This window comes from Pseudomonas silensiensis (assembly GCF_050434865.1).
In the GTDB taxonomy this organism is placed as follows: domain Bacteria; phylum Pseudomonadota; class Gammaproteobacteria; order Pseudomonadales; family Pseudomonadaceae; genus Aquipseudomonas; species Aquipseudomonas fluorescens_W.
On record NZ_JBNDJH010000004.1, the window covers coordinates 180,567 to 199,776 of the forward strand.

Below are 19,210 nucleotides of genomic sequence, written 5' to 3' on the forward strand. Positions count from 1 at the left end.
GCAGCTGCTACACGGACGTGTCCTAGCGACGAAGCAACTTAGCCAATCCTTCCTCAGCCAGACGCTGGGTCAGTTCAGCCGTGGTCATTTCAATGCCCAGCGTGAATGCCTGACCCGCCCAGAGATTGCTGAAATCCGCTTCCCCCTTGGCCCGCAATGGCATCAGCGCACCACCCGCCAGAGGGAAGGCCGGTGCTTTGTCGCTCATCGGCCCGAGTTCGCGCATCACCCGATTGAGAATGCCGCGCGCCGGGCGTCCGGTGAAAATGTTAGTGACAGCCGTTTCACTTTCCTTGGCCGTGTGCAACGCCTTGTGATGAGACGCGCTGACCTTGGCCTCTGGTGTGAACAAGTACGCCGTGCCCACTTGCACCGCCGAAGCCCCCAACAGGAACGCCGCCGCGACGCCTCGCGCATCGGCAATCCCCCCGGCAGCAATCACCGGCACTTTCACCGCATCGACGATCTGCGGCACCAGCGCAAAGAGGCCCACCTGGCTGCTCAGATCATCACTGAGAAACATGCCCCGATGGCCACCGGCCTCGTACCCCATGGCGATAATCGCGTCACAACCCTGCTGTTCGAGCCAGATGGCCTCTTCGACGGTGGTGGCCGAGGAAAGGATTTTCGCTCCAGTGGCTTTCACGCGATCCAGCAGGGATTTTTCCGGCAGGCCGAAGTGGAAGCTCACGACTTCAGGGCGAAACTCTTCGACGACCTCGCAGGCCGCACTATCGAACGGCGCTCGATTGGACACTGGCGTCGGCGCGTCGAAGTCCACGCCAAGTTCCCGGTAGTAGGGTTCCAGCAGATTCTTCCAGTCTTGAGCGCGTTGCTCATCGGCGGCGGGAGTCTGATGGCAGAAGTAGTTGACGTTAATCGGGCGCTGAGTGTGTTGACGAATCGTTTTCAACTCCTCGCGCAACTGATCGATGCTTAACATGGCTGCCGGCATCGAGCCCAGGCCGCCGGCATTACTGGCTGCGATAACCATGGCCGAAGTGGTCGCTCCGGCCATGGGCGCCTGGATGATCGGCAGCTCAATGCCAAGCAGGTCAAGAATGCGGGTGTCTGGCCATTTGCTCATTTGAAGGATTCTCCGACGTCATAACAGGGCAGGGACGGTAGGACCGTTTTTGTATCAGCAATGACTGATGCAAGGCCAGTCGAGTTTTCGTTCCCTGCGTCACTCTTGGCTGAAAGTCGAGTACGGTGAAAGGTTGCTATGTGTTATTTCAACTGCACGACAACTGAGTGATTCCATCTGGAGGCAGCAATGTTCCAAGGCATTTTGATCGACAAAGACGACAGCGGTTACCGGGCCACACTGCAACAGATCAATGACGATCAACTGCCCGAGGGCGATGTGACAGTACGTGTTGCGTACAGCACGCTGAACTTCAAGGATGGCCTGGCGATCACCGGCAGCAGCCCGGTGGTGCGAAAATTCCCGATGGTGCCGGGGATCGATCTGGCAGGCACTGTCGAAGTCAGCGGGCATCCAGACTACAAGGTCGGTGATCAAGTCGTACTCAATGGCTGGGGCGTTGGTGAAGGGCATTGGGGCGGACTGGCGCAGAAGGCTCGCTTGAATGGCGACTGGCTGATTCCGCTGCCCAAGGCATTCACCACGGCGCAAGCGATGGCCATCGGCACGGCGGGTTACACGGCGATGCTGAGCATCCTGGCGCTGGAACATAATGGCGTGACGCCCGAGCAGGGAGACGTATTGGTCACCGGCGCCAATGGCGGCGTAGGCAGTTTTGCCATCGCACTGCTGAGCAAGCTCGGCTATCGGGTGGTCGCGTCTACGGGCCGCACCTCTGAACACGATTACCTCAAGCAACTCGGCGCCAGCGAAATCATCGACCGCGCCACGCTGTCCGAGCCGGGCAAACCCTTGGCCAAGGAGCGTTGGGCGGCGGTCATCGACTCGGTCGGCAGCCACACCCTGGCCAATGCCTGTGCCAGCACGAAGGCCAACGGCACTGTCGCCGCATGTGGCCTGGCGCAAGGCATGGACTTCCCGGCGTCAGTCGCACCGTTCATTTTGCGCGGCGTGACCCTGGCCGGGATCAACAGCGTGACTCAGCCCAAAGCCAAGCGGATACTGGCCTGGAATCGTCTGGCCAAGGATCTAGACTTCACCTTGCTGCCGCTGATCAGCCACGAAATAGGTTTGAGCGACGTGATCGAGGCGGCACCGCGATTGCTCGCCGGTCAATTGCGTGGGCGGGTGGTGGTCGACGTCAATCGTTGACTGTTTCACCATCAATCAAACAGACAAATTACAGAGACAAGGATTATCGACCATGGATGTAAAGCAGCGTGAAGTACGGCCCTTTAGCGTCTCGGGCCTGCAAGTGCGCACCTGCAATGCCGCAGAGCAGCAACCAGACACTGCGCGCATCGGCCCGATGTGGGAACAATTCTTCGTTGAGGGAATCTTCGACAAGATCGCCCACAAACAGCCGGATTCGTTTGTGTACGGCGTCTATTCCAACTACGAGTCCGACGCTTCGGGCTACTTCGATGTGACCGCGGGGGTGGCGGTCACCGCGCCTTCCGAGGACTTTGCGCAGGTTCAGGTGCAGGGAGGCGAATACCTGGTGTTCAGCGCCCAAGGGGCGATGCCAGACAGCGTCATTCAGGCGTGGGGCCTGATCTGGGCCTACTTTAAGGACAATCCGCAGATTTGCCGCACGTTCGCCACAGACTTCGAGGTCTATACCAGCCCGGATTCAGTGTCGGTCTATATCGGCATTCAGGACTCAGACGGGTTTTCGCGCTCAAGCAACTGACGCTTGCGCTCCACACCCCAGCGATAGCCCGAAAGGTTGCCGTCGCTGCGCACCACGCGGTGGCACGGAATCGCCACCGCCAGGTTGTTCGCGCCGCAGGCTTGAGCCACGGCGCGCATCGCTTTTGGCGCGCCGATTCGTTGAGCGATATCGGCGTAGCTGGCGGTGCAACCAGCGGGAATTTCCCGCAGGGCTTGCCAGACCCGTTCTTGAAAAGCGGTACCACGAACATCCAGCGGCAAGTCCAGTCCCAGGGCCGGCGCTTCGATAAAACCTACAACCTTGGCGATCAGTTGTTCGAACGTGTGATCGGCGCCAATCAGATTCGCACGCCGAAACTTGTCCTGCAGATCGCAGACCAGTTGGTGCGGGTCATCACCCAGCAGGATCGCGCAAACACCCCGTTCACTCTGCGCCACCAGAATCGCCCCCAGGGAACACTGACCGACAGCAAAACGAATGTCGTTGTTCTGACCGGCCGCGCGGTAATCACCGGGTTTCATGCCCAATAACTGATCGGCGGCTTCATAGAAACGGCTGTTGGAGTTGAAACCGGCGTCATACAGCGCGTCGGTCACTGAGCCCCCATCCGTGAGTCGCTCACGAACCCTGCGGGAGCGATGGGCCGCAGCGTAACCCTTGGGCGTCAGACCGGTCACCGCTTTGAACACCCGATGGAAGTGAAAGCTACTCAGGCCCGCAGCAGAGGCCAACTCGCTCAGAACAGGCAGATTCTCCGCGGTTTCAATCTGGCGGCATGCGGCCGCCACGGTCGCAGCATGTTGCGCGGCGACGTCGCTTTGATCCTTCGCGGCGCGCTTACTAGGGCGATAACCCGCAGCTTGCGCCTGCTCGGCCGTATCGAAAAACTCGACGTTCTGTGGTTTCGGCAAGCGCGCCAGGCTGCTGGGACGACAGTAAATGCCGGTGGTTTTCACCGCATACACAAACTGTCCGTCTGCCCGGGGATCACGGGCGACGACGGCGGCCCAGCGAGGATCGTTCTCGGTGGCGATCTTTGTCGAATGGCTTGTCATGGCTTCATGTCCGTTGATCCGTTTCATGCAGATTAACCAGCCGACAGGGTCGCTGCACCCCGGGTCTTGCGGTCGAATTCGAAGGCTTCATCCAGCGGTACGAAAAGTGAAGTTGATCCGTTGTTCGCCCAGTCGCGGGTGTTGGCCGTCCTTGATCGGCAAGACGCCGTGATAACGCAAGCGATCCACGCCGCCCCAGACCACGATGTCGCCATGCAACAGAGGCACTCGTTGGCTTTTATCGCTGCGCTCGAAACCGCCGAACAGGAACACCGCCGGCAATCCCAGGGACACTGAAACAATGGGCGCTGCGTAGGAAACTTCGTCTTTGTCCTGGTGCAAAGACATCTTGGCTCCGGGAACATAACGGTTGATCAGGCATGAATCAGGCACGAAATCCGCGAACCCTGCTTCCCGCGCCGCCGCTTGTGCCAGTTCGAAAAACACCTCGGGCATTGTCGGCCAGGGTTTTCCGGTCAGCGGATCATGGCGGGTATAGCGATAACCGCTGCGGTCGGTGGTCCAGCCCAGCGCGCCGCAACTGCTCAAGGCCACCGACATGGTAAAGCCCCCGGGCGTGATCATCTGCCGAAACGGTGCCGCCGCCAGAACGGCGTCCAGTGCAGGCAGCAGCTGATCCAGCCAGGGCAGGGCAAAGCCTCTGAGGACGCAGGACTGTTCACCGATCCGATCGAGCCTGGGTTGCTGCTCGGGTTCGGCGTCGGCAAACAAGTCGAAGGTGATCGGGTTCATGGGGTCATAACGCGTCGTGAAAGATGATTCCAAGGGTATGCCGTTTTCCACTGTGCAGGCGACTCACGCCGTGGCGCAGGGTGACTCGGTAATAGCCACGAACGCCTTTGACCGGTCGTTGGTTGACGGCGAAGATCAGCGCGTCGCCTTTCTTCAGGCCAATGACTTGGGGGCGCGATTGCATTCGTGGGCGCTGTTCGGTCAGCACGAACTCGCCACCGGTGAAGTCTTCGTCCGGCTCTGATAGGAGAATCGCCACTTGCAGCGGGAAGACGTGTTCGCCGTACAGGTCCTGATGCAAGCAGTTGTAGTCCTGCGGTCCATATTGCAGCAACAACGGCGTCGGGCGTTCCTGACCGGCGGCATGGCAGCGTTCGAGGAACGCTTCATGGGTTTCCGGGAAACGGGTCGGCAGGTCCATGTGCTCGTACCAGCGATTGGCTATCGGTACCAGTCTCGGGTAAAGCGCACTGCGCAAACGGGCGACGATGTCCGGCAATGGGTACCGAAAGTATTTGTACTCACCACGGCCAAAGCCGTGACGAGCCATGATCACTTGCGAGCGAAACGGTTCGGCGCTGGCATACAGAGTGCTGATTTCATCGCACATCTTGTGGCTTAACAGCGACCGGATGATCGCGCAGCCATCCTGATCGAGCTGCTGTTCCAGCATGACCCAGTCCAGCCTGTCGAGAAATTGCGCACTCATCGCTGCGCCTCACGCTCCAGCAGCTGCCGTTTGCGCTCCAGCCCCCAACGGTAGCCGCCGAGGCTGCCATCCTGACGCAACACCCGATGGCACGGCACGATAACCGCCAGCGGGTTTGCTCCGCAGGCATTGGCCACCGCCCGAAAAGCCGTGGGTTGACCCAGTTGTCGCGCGATATCCAGATAGCTGGCGGTTTCACCCACCGGTATGTGCCGCAGGGCCTCCCAGACTCGCCGTTGAAAAACGCTGCCTGTCAGATCCAGCGGCAAATCCAGGGTGGTGCGTGGGTCTTCGAGGTGGCGCAGGGTTTGTTCCAGCGCAGGCATCAAGCCTTCATCGCGCTGCGGTGCTTGTGGGCCGGGGAAGCGTTGCGAAAGATCGCGTTCCAGCGTGGCCAGATCATCACCGATCAGCAACGCACACAAACCCTCGGCGCTGAACGCGAGCAGCAAGACGCCAAGGCTGGAAGTGCCGCTGATGAAGCGAATCGAGGAAGTAGACATGTTCTGACTCCTTAACCAAAGGTTGAGGTGGCCAGTCTAGGGAGCGGGGATGGAGGGAACACTCCGGCGCTTGCGGTTGAATTCCAGAGGCAGGAGCAGACGTCCACGTTGTCGCTCCGGATCCCGTTACAGCGCTTTGCTGACGCTTATTTCGCTGATGACGTCTTCGCTCGAGCCATGAAGAGCATCCAGCGCAGCCTTGGCTTCTTCTTCGGTGCCGTTTTCAAGCTGGGCAAATTCGAAGCGACGCTCACCGTTGAGTTTGTATTTGATGACGTACTTGGTCGTTTGAGCCACGGTCATACCTGCCTGTCTTGGTGTTTGGGTGTCACTCAGCTCAGTTTCGTGCTGGAGCGGCGGATGATCTTGATGGTGTGAGTCAGGGTCGGTTTGCGCGTCACGCTGATCGGCCGGCGGTTGACCGTGTCGATGGTGATGTTCCAGAAACCGGTGCTTGGCGCAGTAATCCGGGCCGGGAAGGTGTCGAATGCTCCACCATGGTAAGTGTGGCGACCGCCATTTTTGAAGCTGCGAAAATTGGCGTCGTTCATCAAGCGGATATTGCATGTTTGGGAGCATTGGATGACGACGATGTCGTCTTCGTTGAGGTGCTCGCGCTGGTGGATAAATTTCATGAGGCGCCTCCAGAAGGGCTTTTTCTACAAAATCAAAACGATAGCATGTGCGATTGGCGCAGTTTATCAGCCCGAACGGGTTATTATCCGGTCGTCGAGGTCTGCTTTGACAATTAAAAACAGTTATACGGAATTCTATGTGCGATAAACGCAGCAAGCCTCGGAGAAAAACAGCATTTGTACTGTCGGAGTGTCTTTATCGGAGGTTTTGTATGAAGTGGGGTGTACTGGTCCTGCCTATGGCGATAGCGATGAGTGGTTGTGCAACTGTCTCGGAGATCAATGAGACGCTGCCGACCATGAGCGTGATTTCAGGAAAGAAACCTCATGAGTACGCGCAATGCCTGACCGAAAAACTGGCCAGCAGCCGGGGCGCCCTGCAAGTCGAGCCGCACAAGGACGGAATGCGAGTCATCGTGCCGCAGAAGTTCTCCTCGGGCCCGGCCGCGGTATTTGATATCGAAGACCGCTCCACTGGCAGCAGCATCAAGCTGCATGAGCGCATTTCCAATGTGCCGTTGCGTCCCATGGATGTACGTAATGCCGCTACGGCGTGCATTTCCGGCTGATAGACTGTCGCCCGTCAGCACCGATGCCGCCAAAGCAACGCTTTGGCGGCATTGTCATTTCTGGAGTCGAGCATGAAGCGAGAGCAGGTACGGGAGCGCCATGCAGAGGGTCACATCTCTGCCACCCACGTGATTCAGAATCCGGCGAATCCGGGAGAATGGATCGTGTTTTTCAAGAAAAGCGCCGGGCGCAGTTATTTTCTGGTGGATGAAAACGACGAAGTCGAATCCTTCAGCAGCCTCGATGAGTTGATCGAGACGGTGCGCGGTCTCGGGATCAAGTTCGCCGAAATTCACATGTAGGGCAGTGCGCCTTACTTGCAGACCACCACGACGCTGCGGTTCTTGAAGTTGCCGACGTCGACACCCAGCGTCTTGTCGCTTTCCTTGGGCGAAGGTGATCCGTCGGTACCGACGATCCGATAGCCGGTGCCGGCGCAAGAGGCATCGGCTTTTTCGTAGCAGGTCGCCCAGGAATTGGCTTCCCCGGAGCAGTCGATTGCCAGGCCTTGCTCGCCGTTGTTCAGGTAGGTCGTTTCCGAAGTGGCGCAGCCGCTCAGGGCCAGTACCGCGATCAGGGGCAAAAATTTATTCATGTCGTTGTCGTCGTCAGAATGAAGGGGCTGAGCCTGTGACAGCGCTGGCATCAAAAGGTTATAGCGAATGGCCACTTGTTTGCAGGCAATCACAAAAAAGCCCTGCGCGAGCAGGGCTTGGGTCGAGTCGGGTGCTTCTCAGGACTTGTCCTTGCCGCGACGCTTCGGGGCTGGGTGTTCGAGCTCTAACACGGATGCCACTTCAATCGCCAACGCCTCGGTCGGGAAAGGCCCGGCAATATTCTCGCCACTGGCACTGTCTACCCACCACTGGCCGTCTTTCGCCTGATTGATCAGGAACCCGTTGACACTTTTTGCTACCGACATCTATCTGCCTCGTTGGCTGGTTCAATCGCGCAATGATAGCGCCAAATGCACTCAACCGGTGCTGATGGTGTAGGGTTGTGCTATTCGCGGCCGTGCAGATCTGATGGTCTGTGCTATCTATAAAGGCTGCGGAGCTATCTCGGGAACTATCCGCGAAAATATTTCTCTATGATGGCATTGGTTGGCCAGTGCGGGGCATTGTAAGGTGCGCGCCGCCTGATTAGACTGCGCCGAAACTCGTACACACAGCCCTATCAAGGACTTTTATGATCAAAAAATGCTTGTTCCCAGCAGCCGGTTACGGTACTCGCTTCCTGCCAGCGACTAAAGCCATGCCCAAAGAAATGCTGCCGGTGGTAAACAAGCCACTGATCCAGTACGGCGTCGAAGAAGCACTGGACGCTGGGTTGACCGAAATTTCCATCGTCACTGGTCGCGGCAAACGCGCTCTGGAAGACCACTTCGACATCAGCTACGAGCTGGAAAACCAGATCAAGGGCACCGACAAGGAAAAATACCTGGTCGGCATCCGTAAACTGTTGGACGAGTGCTCGTTCTCCTACACTCGCCAGACCGAAATGAAAGGCCTGGGCCACGCCATTCTGACTGGCCGCCCGCTGATCGGCGACGAACCGTTCGCGGTAGTGCTGGCGGACGACTTGTGCGTCAACCTTGAAGGCGACGGCGTCCTGACCCAGATGGTCAAGCTGTACGAGCAGTATCGCTGCACCATCGTTGCGATCCAGGAAGTGGATCCTCTGGAAACCAACAAGTACGGCGTGATTTCCGGCGAGCTGATCGCTGATGATTTGTACCGCGTTCGCAACATGGTCGAAAAACCAGCCCCGGAAGACGCACCGTCGAACCTGGCGATCATCGGTCGTTACATCCTGACGCCGGATATTTTCGAGCTGATCAAACAAACCGAGCCAGGCAAAGGCGGCGAGATTCAAATCACCGACGCCCTGATGAAGCAGGCGAAAAACGGTTGCGTGATTGCCTACAAGTTCAAAGGCAAGCGTTTTGACTGCGGTGGCGCTGAAGGCTACATCGAGGCCACCAACTTCTGCTTCGAGAACTTCTACAAGACTGGCAAGGCTTACTGATAGCCTCTGACCCACTTGTATTGAAAAGCCACCTTCGGGTGGCTTTTTCATTTTCCGTCCCCATATCGTTTGCAGCGCTTGCCCAACGGATGTCTGCGGGTATGCTTGTGGACTGCCGAGGAGATTGAAAAAATGGCCTACGATTTTGACCTTTATGTGATTGGCGCCGGTTCCGGCGGTGTGCGGGCTGCGCGTTTTGCTGCCGGTTTTGGCGCGAAAGTGGCGGTGGCCGAGAGCCGCTACCTGGGTGGCACTTGTGTGAACGTCGGCTGCGTGCCGAAGAAGCTGCTGGTCTACGGCGCGCACTTCGCCGAAGACTTCGAGCAGTCTTCGGGTTTTGGCTGGACGCCGGGCGAAGCGAAATTCGATTGGGCTACGTTGATCGCCAACAAGGATCGCGAGATTAATCGCCTGAACGGCATCTATCGCAACCTGCTGGTTAATAGCGGCGTGACCTTGCATGAAGGCCACGCCAAAATCGTTGATCCGCACCAGGTCGAGATCAATGGCGAGCGCTACACCGCCAAAAACATCCTGATTGCTACCGGTGGATGGCCACAGATTCCGGAAATTCCGGGGCATGAGCATGCAATCAGTTCCAACCAGGCGTTCTTCCTCAAAGAACTGCCCAAGCGCGTTCTGGTGGTAGGCGGTGGTTACATCGCCGTCGAATTCGCCGGGATCTTCCACGGTCTGGGTGCCGACACCACGTTGCTTTATCGCGGTGAGCTGTTCCTGCGCGGCTTCGACGGTGCAGTGCGCAAACACCTGCAGGAAGAGCTGACCAAGCGCGGCATGAACCTGCAATTCAACGCCGACATCGAACGTATCGACAAGCAATCCGATGGCAGCCTGAAGGTAACCCTCAAGGACGGCCGAGAGCTGGAAGCGGATTGTGTGTTCTACGCCACCGGTCGACGTCCGATGCTCGACAACCTAGGGCTGGAAAACACCGGCGTCAAACTCGACAAGAAAGGTTTCGTCGAGGTCGACGAGCAGTATCAGACGGCTGAGCCGTCGATCCTGGCGCTTGGCGATGTGATCGGTCGGGTTCAGTTGACGCCGGTCGCACTGGCCGAAGGCATGGCCGTTGCGCGTCGTTTGTTCAAGCCTGAGCAGTATCGCCCGGTCGATTACAAGATGATCCCGACCGCTGTGTTCAGCTTGCCGAACATCGGCACGGTCGGTTTCACTGAGGAGGAGGCCCGTGAGGCCGGTCACGATGTGGTGATCTTCGAAAGCCGCTTCCGTCCAATGAAACTGACCCTGACCGAATGTCAGGAGCGCACCCTCATGAAACTGGTGGTGGACGCCAAGACCGACAAGGTTCTGGGCTGTCACATGGTCGGTCCGGAGGCTGGTGAAATCGTTCAGGGTCTGGCGATCGCCTTGAAAGCTGGCGCGACCAAGCGCGATTTCGATGAAACCATCGGCGTGCACCCGACTGCCGCCGAAGAGTTCGTCACCATGCGCACGCCGGTCGCGGGTTAATCGTCCTTTTGCGGCTCTGATGCGTCTGGCGCTGTTGCAATGACGGCCGCCAGGCGCACGCGCTCATCGAGGCTCACCTGAGTCTTGAGCAACTCAATTTCCAGCGTTTTGTTTATCTGCGACTGTTCGTCGACACTCTGTTTCAGCGACTGGCTTTCCAGCAAGGCAGCGCGCAAGCGTTCCTGGAGGAGGGTGCGTTCGCTGTCGATACGGTTCACCTGTTCCAGCAGCTGATCCTGTCGAGCGTTGGTTTGCTTGAGTTGATCCTGCAGCAGGCTCAACTCTCTGAGGGTGCCACGGTTCTCCGTCAGCAAGCGCTCGTTGTCACGGTGCAGTTGTGTGATCTCATCCTGGCGCACCAATGCGCTCTGCTGGGCCTGGCGCAACTCCATCTGAATCTGCTGCACCTGGCTTTCGTGGCGGCGTTGCTCCTGCTCGCGCTGTTCTTTGACGGCGTTGCGATAGTGTTCCAGGGCGTCGCGAGCGTGCAGGTGTTTTTCTTCCAATGAGCGGATCTGCTCATCCTTGTCTTGCAAGCGTAATTCGAAATCGGCCAGCGCCTGGTTCAGACCGGCGTTGCGGGTTTGTTCGGTCTGCAGCATGGCGCGGGTTTCGAGCAGGGCCTCGGACTCTTGGGTCAGTGCCAGGCTTTGAATCTCGTATTGTTTATGCAATTCGCCATTGGCTTGTTGAGCTTCCGTCAGCTGTATTTCCAGCTCTTTACGCTGCTGATCGAACTGCGCGCGTGCCTGATCAATGGGCTCCTGAGCTTGTTCCTTGAGGCGTTGCGCCAAGCGTGAGACCAAGTCCGCCAGCTCGCCATCAATGGGTTCTGGCGGCACTTCGGTGCGCTCGGCGCCGTTATCCAGCTCCTTCAAATAGCGATGAATCGTGGTTTTCGAGCCCGTGTTGCCCATCTCGATCCGTACCGCATCAATGCTGGGGTTTTCGCCGCGAGCCAAAATTGCCAGGCGTGCTGCCTGGACCACTGCTTTATTAACGCCGCCACGAGCCATGAGTTCTCCTACGATTTCGTACTGTGGTACATGCCACCAAAGTACACAATGTACCACGCTAAAGTAAAAATTAAAATACGATGAGTATTCACGCGGGATATACTGGTATTACCCCGTGTGATCAGCCTTGCGGCGCGTTTTCACCCGCCAAAGCGGTACGTTTTAGAGAGTTGAGCCGATGACTGAGCTGGATCGTTACCTGCAAGCCGCCACCCGCGACAACACCCGTCGCAGCTACCGGGCGGCTATCGAGCATTTCGAAGTCAGTTGGGGCGGCTTCCTGCCGGCGACCAGCGACAGCGTCGCGCGCTACCTCGTCGCTCACGCAGGCGTGCTGTCGATCAATACCTTGAAGTTGCGTTTGTCAGCACTGGCGCAATGGCACAACAGTCAGGGTTTTCCTGACCCCACCAAGGCGCCGGTGGTGCGCAAGGTCTTCAAGGGCATTCGCGCGCTACACCCGGTTCAAGAAAAACAGGCCGAGCCGTTACAGATTCAGCATCTGGAGCAAGTGGTTGCCTGGTTGGAGCAAGAAGCGCAAACCGCGAAATCCGAGCACGATCAACCGGCCCTGTTGCGGGCCCGGCGCGACAGGGCGCTAATTCTGCTGGGCTTCTGGCGCGGCTTTCGTAGCGATGAGTTGTGCCGGTTACAGATCGAGCACGTGCAAGCGGCTGCCGGCTCAGGCATCACGCTCTATTTGCCGCGATCCAAGAGTGACCGCGAAAACCTCGGCAAGACTTACCAGACGCCAGCGTTGCAGCGTCTGTGCCCGGTACAGGCGTATATCGACTGGATCACTGAAGCTGCGCTGGTCCGCGGCCCGGTGTTTCGTGGCATCGACCGTTGGGGTCACCTGAGCGAGGAAGGGTTGCACGCCAACAGCGTGATCCCGCTACTGCGCCAGGCGCTGGAGCGTGCCGGCATCCCGGCTGAGCACTACACCAGTCACTCCTTGCGGCGCGGCTTTGCCACTTGGGCGCATCAGAGCGGTTGGGACTTGAAGTCGTTGATGAGTTACGTGGGCTGGAAGGATATGAAGTCCGCCATGCGCTATGTTGAAGCCAGCCCGTTTCTCGGGATGACACCGCTCGCGGAAAAAACCATTGGCGCTGTTAAGTAAGTTTTCTTCTATTAATACGTTCGGCTAATAGCGAAAACCAATGAGCAGCATGAGCTTTGCCAATGAGCCATCCGGCAATCGAGTCGGTAGGATCCACTCCATCAACTTCTCAACCCAACTTTTCAACCCTGACGGAGAGTCACCGATGCCTATCATCAACAGCCAAGTTAAACCGTTCAAAGCTGACGCCTTCAAAAATGGCGACTTCGTAAAAGTGTCGGACGCTGACCTGAAAGGCAAGTGGTCTGTCGTGTTCTTCTACCCAGCCGACTTCACCTTCGTTTGCCCGACCGAGCTGGAAGACCTGGCTGACAACTACGACGCGTTCCAGAAGCTGGGCGTCGAGATCTACAGCGTTTCCACCGATACCCACTTTGCCCACGCTGCCTGGCACAACACTTCGCCAGCCATCGGCAAAATCCAGTACACCATGATCGGCGACCCGACTCACGCCATCTCCCGCAACTTCGACGTACTGATCGAAGACGCAGGTCTGGCTGACCGTGGCACCTTCGTGATCAACCCTGAAGGCCAGATCAAAATCGTCGAACTGAACGACGGCGGTGTGGGTCGTGACGCTTCCGAGCTGCTGCGCAAAATCAAGGCTGCTCAGTACGTCGCTGCTCACCCAGGCCAGGTTTGCCCAGCCAAGTGGAAAGAAGGCGAGGCCACTCTGGCTCCGTCCCTGGACCTGGTCGGCAAGATCTAAGTCTGTGGATCGCATCATCAGGGCGGGTTTCCGCACCTAAGTAAGCTGCAACCGCCCAATAAAAACGCCCGGGCGAGATTCGCTCGGGCGTTTTTTTATGTCTGCTTTTTATGAAATACCAGAAAGGAAATCGCCCGTATGTTGGACGCCAATCTTAAAGCCCAGTTGAAATCGTACCTGGAACGGGTCACCCAGCCGATCGAGATCGTTGCCTCCCTCGACGACGGTGCGAAATCCCAGGAAATGCTCGAACTCTTGAAAGACGTTGCCAGTCTTTCCAGCCAAATTACCTTGCTCGACAACGGTGACGATGCGCGTAAACCATCGTTCTCGATCAACCGCCCGGGTGCCGATATCAGCCTGCGTTTCGCCGGCATCCCGATGGGCCATGAATTCACATCCCTGGTGCTGGCCCTGCTGCAAGTCGGCGGCCACCCATCGAAAGCCAGCGTTGAAGTGATCGAACAGATCCGTTCGCTCAAAGGCGAGTTCAACTTCGAGACTTACTTCTCGCTGTCCTGCCAGAACTGCCCGGACGTGGTCCAGGCATTGAACCTGATGGCCGTCCTTAACCCGAACATTCGCCACGTCGCCATTGACGGCGCGCTGTTCCAGGCCGAAGTCGATGACCGTCAGATCATGGCCGTGCCAAGCATTTACCTGAACGGCGTGAACTTCGGTCAGGGTCGTATGGGCCTGGAAGAGATCCTCGCCAAGATCGACACCAGCGGCATCGAGCGTCAGGCCGAGAAGATCAGTGCGAAACAAGCGTTTGACGTTCTGGTCGTCGGCGGTGGCCCGGCCGGTGCTTCGGCCGCGATCTACGCGGCTCGTAAAGGCATTCGTACCGGTGTGGCGGCTGAACGTTTTGGTGGGCAGGTGCTCGACACCATGGCCATCGAGAACTTCATCTCCGTGCAGGAAACTGAAGGGCCGAAACTGGCTGTGGCGCTGGAAGAGCACGTCAAGCAATACGACGTCGACATCATGAACCTGCAACGCGCCGACAAGTTGGTGCCGGGCAAGAACGGCGAGTTGCACGAAGTCCACTTCGCCAGCGGCGCGACCCTGAAAGCCAAGACTGTGATCCTGGCGACCGGTGCGCGGTGGCGTGAAATGAACGTCCCGGGTGAGCAGCAATACCGCAACAAAGGCGTGGCGTACTGCCCGCACTGCGACGGTCCGCTGTTCAAAGGCAAGCGAGTGGCGGTGATTGGCGGCGGTAACTCCGGCGTCGAAGCGGCCATCGACCTGGCGGGTATCGTGTCCCACGTCACACTGCTGGAGTTCGACGTGCAGCTGCGCGCCGATGCGGTTTTGCAGCGCAAATTGCACAGCCTGCCGAATGTCACTGTCATCACCCGTGCGCAAACCACTGAAGTGTTGGGCGACGGTCAGAAGGTCAACGGCCTGCGCTACAAGGATCGTCAGTCGGACGAGTTGCGTACCGTCGAGCTGGAAGGGATCTTCGTGCAGATCGGTTTGCTGCCCAACACCGATTGGCTCAAAGGCACCATCGAGTTGTCGCCTCGCGGTGAGATCATCGTCGATGCCCGCGGTGAGACTTCAATGCCGGGCGTGTTCGCTGCCGGTGACGTGACCACCGTGCCTTACAAGCAGATCGTGATTGCAGTGGGCGAGGGCGCCAAGGCTTCCTTGAGCGCATTCGATCACTTGATCCGGACCTCGGCTCCGGCATAAAACCCGACACTGAAAACACCAAAACCCCATGAGCGATCATGGGGTTTTTTGTGCCTCACACATTCCAAGTGTGGGAGGAATGTTACATCGGTGCAGGCTGGATGATCTCAACCCAGTACGCATCCGGGTCCTTGATGAACGCCAGGCTCTTCATGCGGCCGTCATTCAGGCGCTTCTGGAAATCGCAGCCCAGCGCTTCGAAGCGCTCGCAGGCAGCGACGATATCCGGCACCGAGATGCAGATGTGGCCAAAACCGCGCGGGTCGGTGTTGCCGTTGTGGTAAGCGAAATCCGCGTCGTTCTCGGTGCCGTGGTTGTGGGTCAGTTCGAGAATGCCGGGGATCGACTTCATCCATTCAGTGCGGGCAGCAGCGTCGGCCGGGATCTGGTTTTTATCGACCAGCGCCAAGAAGTACAGGCTGAACTCGGCTTCCGGAAAGTCGCGTTTTTCCACCAGCGAGAAACCCAAAATACGCGTGTAGAAATCCAGGGACTTGGTGATGTCCTTGACCCGCAGCATGGTGTGGTTGAAGACGAACTTCTGGGTGGCGGTGTCAGGTTGGGCAGTCACGCCTGGGAAGGTGTTCAATTCGTGCAGGCTCATGGGCCCTCCGGAAAATAAGTGGGGCTAACGAATGGCGACAATGATACGCAAGGGCTCGGACATCACCAAACCCAAAGCGTCGGCTATTGCCTGACAGACGGGCGGGGCTCAGACTTTACCGTTCAATCCGTGAGTGTTCATTGCAATGATTCGTTTCTGTAAATCGATGTTCGTCCTGATCTGCGTGCTTTCAGGTGTTAACAGCGCTCTCGCAGATGAGCCAATCATGACCTGGCCCAACGGCTGGGAGGTCGAAGCCGTCCCGCAAGATGAGGCCAACGCCCAAGTGTCCCGCCAGCGTGCGGTGAAGAACGATCAGGGCGGCACGCCGGTAATGGTGATGGAGTTGACCACGACTCAGGTGGAAAGTGGTCATCAGGTGAATCTGCAAGGCGTGTTGCTGGAGATGCGCAAGTCGGTGCAGAAGGACTTCTTTCAAGGCGGTTATCAAAGTGTCTGCAACAAGATTCACCCGACGACGTTGAGTCGCTTATCAGCGCTGGAAACTACCTGCACCATCACGCAGAACGGAAGGCATGTGCTCTCTCAAACATTGGTTGCTGCCGTGGATGGCGATAAGGCCTATGTTCTTTCCTACGCGGGGCAGGCTGAGGTTTATAAGGCAAGTCAGGAAGAAATAGACGCGGCCCGTAACAGCTTGAAACTTTAGTTAAAGATTTCAATGGCTGCCGGTTTCAGCGCATTCTGAAATTTTTAGATACCCAAACGGATTAAGCACAAAGTTAGTCAGCAAGTAGAGAGTTGATCGACGCCAATCGTTGCATTTAGAAGGCGTCCATGAAAAAGCCCTGCATTGGCAGGGCTTTTTTTATCACCGCGAGTGCTTAGCCACGCAGCCAGGAATCAACGGTAGCTGCACCGTATTGTTCCTTCCAGGCTTTCAGGCCGCGGTGGTTGCCACCCTTGGTTTCAATCAGTTCACCGGTGTGCGGATTCTGATAAACCTTGACCACGCGAGCGCGGCGGGTTTTAGGCGTTGCTTGTTGCAGACCGGATTTTGCCGGGTTCGGATCGAGAATGGCGATGATGTCGCGCAGGCTCTTGCCGTAGGTTTTCATCAGCCCCTGGAGCTTTTCTTCGAATTCGATTTCTTTCTTGAGCCCGGCATCATTCTTCAGGGTTTCCAGCTGCTTGAGCTGTTCTTGAAGGGCCTTTTCAGCTGCACGAAATTCAGCGAGTCTGGACAATATCTTTACTCCAATAGTGTGTTTGGCTGATACCAACCGCAAACAAAGCTATAAGCCAAGAGCCTTGAAGCGACCCGGTGATAATGGCTCACCTGCCAATCTAGAGCAGGCATGAAAAATTGTAGTAGTTAATTGGCCAAGAGTAAATCCTGTCTTTTTCTTCATGTAACAACAGTAGTATTTTGATTCAAATGGTGCGTGATCTCCTTGTCTCGTCGCTTAGCGTCGCTAGTTAATGGTGACTTAATGCGTTAATGAAGTCCGCGCCGGGCATCGACCGGCCGAACCGATAACCTTGCAAGAAGTTCACGCCGTGGGCGGTCAGTGGCATTTGCGAATGCTGGGATAGTTGGCCCTCGGCACGTGTGCCGCTCAACGGTAGTTCAGGCGCTCGGCCAGTTTGATAAAAGCCAGCGCCGCAGGGGACGACTGGCGCTGGTCGAGCACCGCCAGTCCAACTTGGCGTGTGACCGGTGGCGTTAGCGGTTTTTTCACGTAGCGACTGTCGCGATCATCGGGCAAAGAGCCTTCGGCAACGACCGTCAACGCATCGCCTCGGCCAACGGTGTCCAGCGTACTTAGTAGTTGCGAGCAGCGATAACGGATGTTCGGCGTCAGCCGGGCGGCACTGAATAGCCGCGACACCAGTTCCGATGAGCCGGCCTCGGTCAATACGAAGGGGTCGTTGCACAAATCGCTCAGGGTCAGGCTGTCGCGACGGGCCAGCGGATGATCGACGGGCAGCAGTGCAACCATTTGGTCCTCGATCAGCGCAAAGGTGTCGAACCGCTCCTCGGGCAACACCACGAAGCCAATATCGATCCGACGCTCCTCCAGCCACTGGATCACCTGCCGGTCCGGGCCTTCGTCGATGTGGACCTCGATGCCCGGGTGAGCCGCGCGGTAGTGCTGCAGGATCAGCGGCAGCAGTTTGATCGATGAGGTCGGGCCGAACGAGCCGAGGCGCAACGTGCCGCGTTTCATTCCGCGCGCATCGGCCGCTTCCTGGCGCAAGGTGTTGGCCAGGCCCAGCATTGCCCGGGCGCGCAGCAAAAGCTGTTGGCCGATGTCGCTGAGTTCGACCCGGGACTGATGCCGGCGCAGCAGTTCAACGCCCAATTCCTGTTCCAGCGACTTGAGGGCGTGAGAGACCGCGGATTGGGAAATCCCCAAGCGATTGGCTGCCGCCGTAAAACCGTGAAGCTCGGCGACCAGAGAAAAAATCTCCAGTTGGGTAAGGGTCATGAGTGTTTACTCATTTTACGATGATGAAGTATTAATCGAATGATACGTCATCTCCCCGATTTCTCGTTCTGGAAACCTATGACGACCTATGAGCAGAGCCTGTCCAACCCTTCGGATGTGCCGGTTTATCTGAAACTGGCTGCCGTCACCATGATCTGGGGCGGCACCTTTGTCGCCGGGCGATTTCTGGCCGACAGCCTCAGCCCCTTGTTTGCCGCCAGCCTGCGATTCTTGCTGGCCAGCGTGGCGTTGCTGGTGTTTCTGCTACTGGCCCGCGTGCCTCTCGCAAGGCCCAGCCCCAGGCAATGGCTGCAATTGGCGCTGCTGGGTTTTTTCGGGATCTTCTTCTACAACCTGTGCTTCTTTTATGGGCTGCACTACATCAATGCTTCACGGGCGTCATTGATCGTGGCGTTGAACCCGGCCGTGATTGGGCTGGCGTCATGGCTGCTATTTAAGGAGCGCTTGAACCGAGCGAAAGTCATCGGAATCGCGATCTGCATTGCCGGGGCGAGCCTGGTGATTGTCAGCCGCAACCCGCAGTTGTTGGCCGGCAACACCGACGCGTGGATCGGCGATCTGTTGATCTTCGGCTGTGTGCTTGGCTGGGGCGTTTATTCGCTGTTCTCCAAGGACCTGAATCAAACCCTGGGCCCGGTGCAAACGGTGACGTACTCGATTCTGTTGGGCACGCTGATGCTGTGGGTGACCAGTGCTGTTCGCGGGGAGTTGAGTGTGGCTGCACTCGCCAGCCTCGGACCAACGCAATGGATGAGCCTGATGTACCTGGGCGTATTAGGTTCGGCGCTGGCCTATATCGGCTATTACGACGGCATTCGCAAAATCGGCGCGACGCGTTCAGGCGTGTTCATCGCCCTCAACCCGCTGACCGCGGTGATCCTCGGTGCGCTGCTGTTGGGCGAGCAGTTGACCCTGGCGATGTGCCTGGGAGGAGGGCTGATCCTCGTGGGGATCTTCCTGTGCAACAAACCCCTTGCGCGAGCAGGGAAAAAGGGGATTTGATACAGAAGGCGGACAAACCTATTTACGCTGTGTAGAATCGGGTTACGCATATAA

Annotated in this window: 24 protein-coding genes; 11 read left to right on the forward strand and 13 right to left on the reverse strand. The window is 57.7% G+C overall.

Annotation, left to right across the window (positions count from 1 at the left end; genetic code table 11):
• Positions 1–22: 22 nt before the first annotated feature.
• Positions 23–1,087: an NAD(P)H-dependent flavin oxidoreductase gene (locus QF010_RS07440; RefSeq protein ID WP_033055170.1), complete on the reverse strand. Its 1,065-nt coding sequence runs from the start codon at positions 1,085–1,087 to the stop codon at positions 23–25.
• A 189-nt stretch (positions 1,088–1,276) separates the two neighbouring features.
• Here QF010_RS07440 and acuI point away from each other — a divergent pair, with 189 nt between their 5' ends.
• Positions 1,277–2,260 carry an acrylyl-CoA reductase (NADPH) gene (gene acuI, locus QF010_RS07445; protein ID WP_033055169.1) on the forward strand — a complete coding sequence of 328 codons (984 nt, stop codon included), beginning with the start codon at positions 1,277–1,279 and terminating at the stop codon, positions 2,258–2,260.
• A 52-nt stretch (positions 2,261–2,312) separates the two neighbouring features.
• Positions 2,313–2,801, forward strand: a complete 489-nt coding sequence (locus QF010_RS07450) for a GyrI-like domain-containing protein (RefSeq protein WP_033055167.1) — start codon at positions 2,313–2,315, stop codon at positions 2,799–2,801.
• Here the strand turns inward: QF010_RS07450 and ada are convergent.
• The 6 genes from ada to QF010_RS07480 form a co-directional block, all read right to left on the reverse strand.
• On the reverse strand, positions 2,765–3,838 hold the full coding sequence (gene ada, locus QF010_RS07455; RefSeq protein ID WP_033055224.1) for a bifunctional DNA-binding transcriptional regulator/O6-methylguanine-DNA methyltransferase Ada: 1,074 nt from the start codon (positions 3,836–3,838) through the stop codon (positions 2,765–2,767). The genes QF010_RS07450 and ada overlap by 37 nt on opposite strands.
• 87 nt (positions 3,839–3,925) lie before the next feature.
• Positions 3,926–4,591 carry a DNA oxidative demethylase AlkB gene (gene alkB / locus QF010_RS07460; protein ID WP_033055166.1) on the reverse strand — a complete coding sequence of 222 codons (666 nt, stop codon included), beginning with the start codon at positions 4,589–4,591 and terminating at the stop codon, positions 3,926–3,928.
• Between the two features lie 4 nt (positions 4,592–4,595).
• Positions 4,596–5,300: a 2OG-Fe(II) oxygenase gene (locus QF010_RS07465; protein WP_033055165.1), complete on the reverse strand. Its 705-nt coding sequence runs from the start codon at positions 5,298–5,300 to the stop codon at positions 4,596–4,598.
• Complete coding sequence (locus tag QF010_RS07470; protein WP_033055164.1) at positions 5,297–5,803, reverse strand: methylated-DNA--[protein]-cysteine S-methyltransferase; 507 nt, start codon at positions 5,801–5,803, stop codon at positions 5,297–5,299. Before QF010_RS07470 ends, QF010_RS07465 begins: the two co-directional genes overlap by 4 nt.
• Before the next feature lie 126 nt (positions 5,804–5,929).
• The gene (locus QF010_RS07475; protein ID WP_156363902.1) at positions 5,930–6,106 is read right to left on the reverse strand and encodes a hypothetical protein; all 177 of its coding nucleotides are present in this window, start codon (positions 6,104–6,106) and stop codon (positions 5,930–5,932) included.
• Between the two features lie 29 nt (positions 6,107–6,135).
• The gene (locus tag QF010_RS07480) at positions 6,136–6,438 is read right to left on the reverse strand and encodes a DUF1883 domain-containing protein (protein ID WP_024164534.1); all 303 of its coding nucleotides are present in this window, start codon (positions 6,436–6,438) and stop codon (positions 6,136–6,138) included.
• Between the two features lie 212 nt (positions 6,439–6,650).
• On the opposite strand from QF010_RS07480, the gene QF010_RS07485 reads away from it, so the two are divergent.
• On the forward strand, positions 6,651–7,007 hold the full coding sequence (locus tag QF010_RS07485) for a hypothetical protein (RefSeq protein ID WP_033055163.1): 357 nt from the start codon (positions 6,651–6,653) through the stop codon (positions 7,005–7,007).
• A 72-nt stretch (positions 7,008–7,079) separates the two neighbouring features.
• On the forward strand, positions 7,080–7,310 hold the full coding sequence (locus QF010_RS07490) for a hypothetical protein (RefSeq protein WP_008155098.1): 231 nt from the start codon (positions 7,080–7,082) through the stop codon (positions 7,308–7,310).
• Positions 7,311–7,321: 11 nt separating this feature from the next.
• Here QF010_RS07490 and QF010_RS07495 read toward each other — a convergent pair whose 3' ends face one another.
• A complete protein-coding gene (locus tag QF010_RS07495; RefSeq protein ID WP_033055223.1) occupies positions 7,322–7,603 on the reverse strand; it encodes a lipoprotein in 282 nt (93 codons plus the stop codon).
• Between the two features lie 138 nt (positions 7,604–7,741).
• Positions 7,742–7,930 (reverse strand): hypothetical protein, encoded by a 189-nt coding sequence (locus tag QF010_RS07500; protein WP_033055162.1) that lies wholly within the window; start codon positions 7,928–7,930, stop codon positions 7,742–7,744.
• A 266-nt stretch (positions 7,931–8,196) separates the two neighbouring features.
• On the opposite strand from QF010_RS07500, the gene galU reads away from it, so the two are divergent.
• Both galU and gorA read left to right on the forward strand, forming a co-directional pair.
• Positions 8,197–9,036: a UTP--glucose-1-phosphate uridylyltransferase GalU gene (galU, locus tag QF010_RS07505; RefSeq protein ID WP_033055161.1), complete on the forward strand. Its 840-nt coding sequence runs from the start codon at positions 8,197–8,199 to the stop codon at positions 9,034–9,036.
• 132 nt (positions 9,037–9,168) lie between these two features.
• Positions 9,169–10,527 (forward strand): glutathione-disulfide reductase, encoded by a 1,359-nt coding sequence (gorA, locus tag QF010_RS07510; protein WP_429509727.1) that lies wholly within the window; start codon positions 9,169–9,171, stop codon positions 10,525–10,527.
• Here the strand turns inward: gorA and QF010_RS07515 are convergent.
• Entirely contained in the window at positions 10,524–11,543 is a 1,020-nt protein-coding gene (locus tag QF010_RS07515; RefSeq protein WP_033055159.1) for a DNA-binding protein, read from the reverse strand. The two genes, gorA and QF010_RS07515, sit on opposite strands and share 4 nt — an antisense overlap.
• 178 nt (positions 11,544–11,721) lie before the next feature.
• On the opposite strand from QF010_RS07515, the gene QF010_RS07520 reads away from it, so the two are divergent.
• The 3 genes from QF010_RS07520 (at position 11,722) to ahpF (ending at position 15,076) form a co-directional block, all read left to right on the forward strand.
• Complete coding sequence (locus QF010_RS07520; protein ID WP_429532786.1) at positions 11,722–12,666, forward strand: site-specific integrase; 945 nt, start codon at positions 11,722–11,724, stop codon at positions 12,664–12,666.
• 145 nt (positions 12,667–12,811) lie between these two features.
• Positions 12,812–13,375 (forward strand): alkyl hydroperoxide reductase subunit C, encoded by a 564-nt coding sequence (ahpC, locus tag QF010_RS07525; protein WP_010460707.1) that lies wholly within the window; start codon positions 12,812–12,814, stop codon positions 13,373–13,375.
• A 138-nt stretch (positions 13,376–13,513) separates the two neighbouring features.
• Positions 13,514–15,076: an alkyl hydroperoxide reductase subunit F gene (gene ahpF / locus QF010_RS07530; protein WP_033055157.1), complete on the forward strand. Its 1,563-nt coding sequence runs from the start codon at positions 13,514–13,516 to the stop codon at positions 15,074–15,076.
• Positions 15,077–15,158: 82 nt separating this feature from the next.
• Here the strand turns inward: ahpF and gloA are convergent, their stop codons facing one another.
• Entirely contained in the window at positions 15,159–15,680 is a 522-nt protein-coding gene (gloA, locus tag QF010_RS07535; RefSeq protein ID WP_033055156.1) for a lactoylglutathione lyase, read from the reverse strand.
• A gap of 145 nt (positions 15,681–15,825) precedes the next feature.
• Here gloA and QF010_RS07540 point away from each other — a divergent pair, with 145 nt between their 5' ends.
• Positions 15,826–16,350: a DUF4946 domain-containing protein gene (locus QF010_RS07540; RefSeq protein ID WP_033055154.1), complete on the forward strand. Its 525-nt coding sequence runs from the start codon at positions 15,826–15,828 to the stop codon at positions 16,348–16,350.
• A gap of 175 nt (positions 16,351–16,525) precedes the next feature.
• Here QF010_RS07540 and QF010_RS07545 read toward each other — a convergent pair whose 3' ends face one another.
• Both QF010_RS07545 and QF010_RS07550 read right to left on the reverse strand, forming a co-directional pair.
• Positions 16,526–16,888: a histone-like nucleoid-structuring protein, MvaT/MvaU family gene (locus tag QF010_RS07545; RefSeq protein ID WP_008155126.1), complete on the reverse strand. Its 363-nt coding sequence runs from the start codon at positions 16,886–16,888 to the stop codon at positions 16,526–16,528.
• Positions 16,889–17,260: 372 nt separating this feature from the next.
• Positions 17,261–18,133, reverse strand: a complete 873-nt coding sequence (locus QF010_RS07550) for a LysR family transcriptional regulator (protein WP_033055153.1) — start codon at positions 18,131–18,133, stop codon at positions 17,261–17,263.
• Positions 18,134–18,211: 78 nt separating this feature from the next.
• On the opposite strand from QF010_RS07550, the gene QF010_RS07555 reads away from it, so the two are divergent.
• Positions 18,212–19,156 (forward strand): DMT family transporter, encoded by a 945-nt coding sequence (locus QF010_RS07555; RefSeq protein WP_429532787.1) that lies wholly within the window; start codon positions 18,212–18,214, stop codon positions 19,154–19,156.
• Positions 19,157–19,210: the final 54 nt, after the last annotated feature.

Bases quoted from the DNA above. Each gene is read 5' to 3' on its own strand.
- gorA (WP_429509727.1), top strand. From the start codon at position 9,169: ATGGCCTACGATTTTGACCTTTATGTGATTGGCGCCGGTTCCGGCGGT.
- QF010_RS07440 (WP_033055170.1), bottom strand. From the start codon at position 1,087: ATGAGCAAATGGCCAGACACCCGCATTCTTGACCTGCTTGGCATTGAG.
- alkB (WP_033055166.1), bottom strand. From the start codon at position 4,591: ATGAACCCGATCACCTTCGACTTGTTTGCCGACGCCGAACCCGAGCAG.
- QF010_RS07480 (WP_024164534.1), bottom strand. From the start codon at position 6,438: ATGAAATTTATCCACCAGCGCGAGCACCTCAACGAAGACGACATCGTC.
- QF010_RS07500 (WP_033055162.1), bottom strand. From the start codon at position 7,930: ATGTCGGTAGCAAAAAGTGTCAACGGGTTCCTGATCAATCAGGCGAAA.
- ahpC (WP_010460707.1), top strand. From the start codon at position 12,812: ATGCCTATCATCAACAGCCAAGTTAAACCGTTCAAAGCTGACGCCTTC.
- gloA (WP_033055156.1), bottom strand. From the start codon at position 15,680: ATGAGCCTGCACGAATTGAACACCTTCCCAGGCGTGACTGCCCAACCT.
- QF010_RS07495 (WP_033055223.1), bottom strand. From the start codon at position 7,603: ATGAATAAATTTTTGCCCCTGATCGCGGTACTGGCCCTGAGCGGCTGC.
- QF010_RS07490 (WP_008155098.1), top strand. From the start codon at position 7,080: ATGAAGCGAGAGCAGGTACGGGAGCGCCATGCAGAGGGTCACATCTCT.
- QF010_RS07470 (WP_033055164.1), bottom strand. From the start codon at position 5,803: ATGTCTACTTCCTCGATTCGCTTCATCAGCGGCACTTCCAGCCTTGGC.
- QF010_RS07485 (WP_033055163.1), top strand. From the start codon at position 6,651: ATGAAGTGGGGTGTACTGGTCCTGCCTATGGCGATAGCGATGAGTGGT.
- QF010_RS07540 (WP_033055154.1), top strand. From the start codon at position 15,826: ATGATTCGTTTCTGTAAATCGATGTTCGTCCTGATCTGCGTGCTTTCA.
- ahpF (WP_033055157.1), top strand. From the start codon at position 13,514: ATGTTGGACGCCAATCTTAAAGCCCAGTTGAAATCGTACCTGGAACGG.
- QF010_RS07515 (WP_033055159.1), bottom strand. From the start codon at position 11,543: ATGGCTCGTGGCGGCGTTAATAAAGCAGTGGTCCAGGCAGCACGCCTG.
- QF010_RS07465 (WP_033055165.1), bottom strand. From the start codon at position 5,300: ATGAGTGCGCAATTTCTCGACAGGCTGGACTGGGTCATGCTGGAACAG.
- QF010_RS07550 (WP_033055153.1), bottom strand. From the start codon at position 18,133: ATGACCCTTACCCAACTGGAGATTTTTTCTCTGGTCGCCGAGCTTCAC.
- QF010_RS07450 (WP_033055167.1), top strand. From the start codon at position 2,313: ATGGATGTAAAGCAGCGTGAAGTACGGCCCTTTAGCGTCTCGGGCCTG.
- QF010_RS07555 (WP_429532787.1), top strand. From the start codon at position 18,212: ATGACGACCTATGAGCAGAGCCTGTCCAACCCTTCGGATGTGCCGGTT.
- ada (WP_033055224.1), bottom strand. From the start codon at position 3,838: ATGACAAGCCATTCGACAAAGATCGCCACCGAGAACGATCCTCGCTGG.
- QF010_RS07520 (WP_429532786.1), top strand. From the start codon at position 11,722: ATGACTGAGCTGGATCGTTACCTGCAAGCCGCCACCCGCGACAACACC.
- acuI (WP_033055169.1), top strand. From the start codon at position 1,277: ATGTTCCAAGGCATTTTGATCGACAAAGACGACAGCGGTTACCGGGCC.
- QF010_RS07475 (WP_156363902.1), bottom strand. From the start codon at position 6,106: ATGACCGTGGCTCAAACGACCAAGTACGTCATCAAATACAAACTCAAC.
- galU (WP_033055161.1), top strand. From the start codon at position 8,197: ATGATCAAAAAATGCTTGTTCCCAGCAGCCGGTTACGGTACTCGCTTC.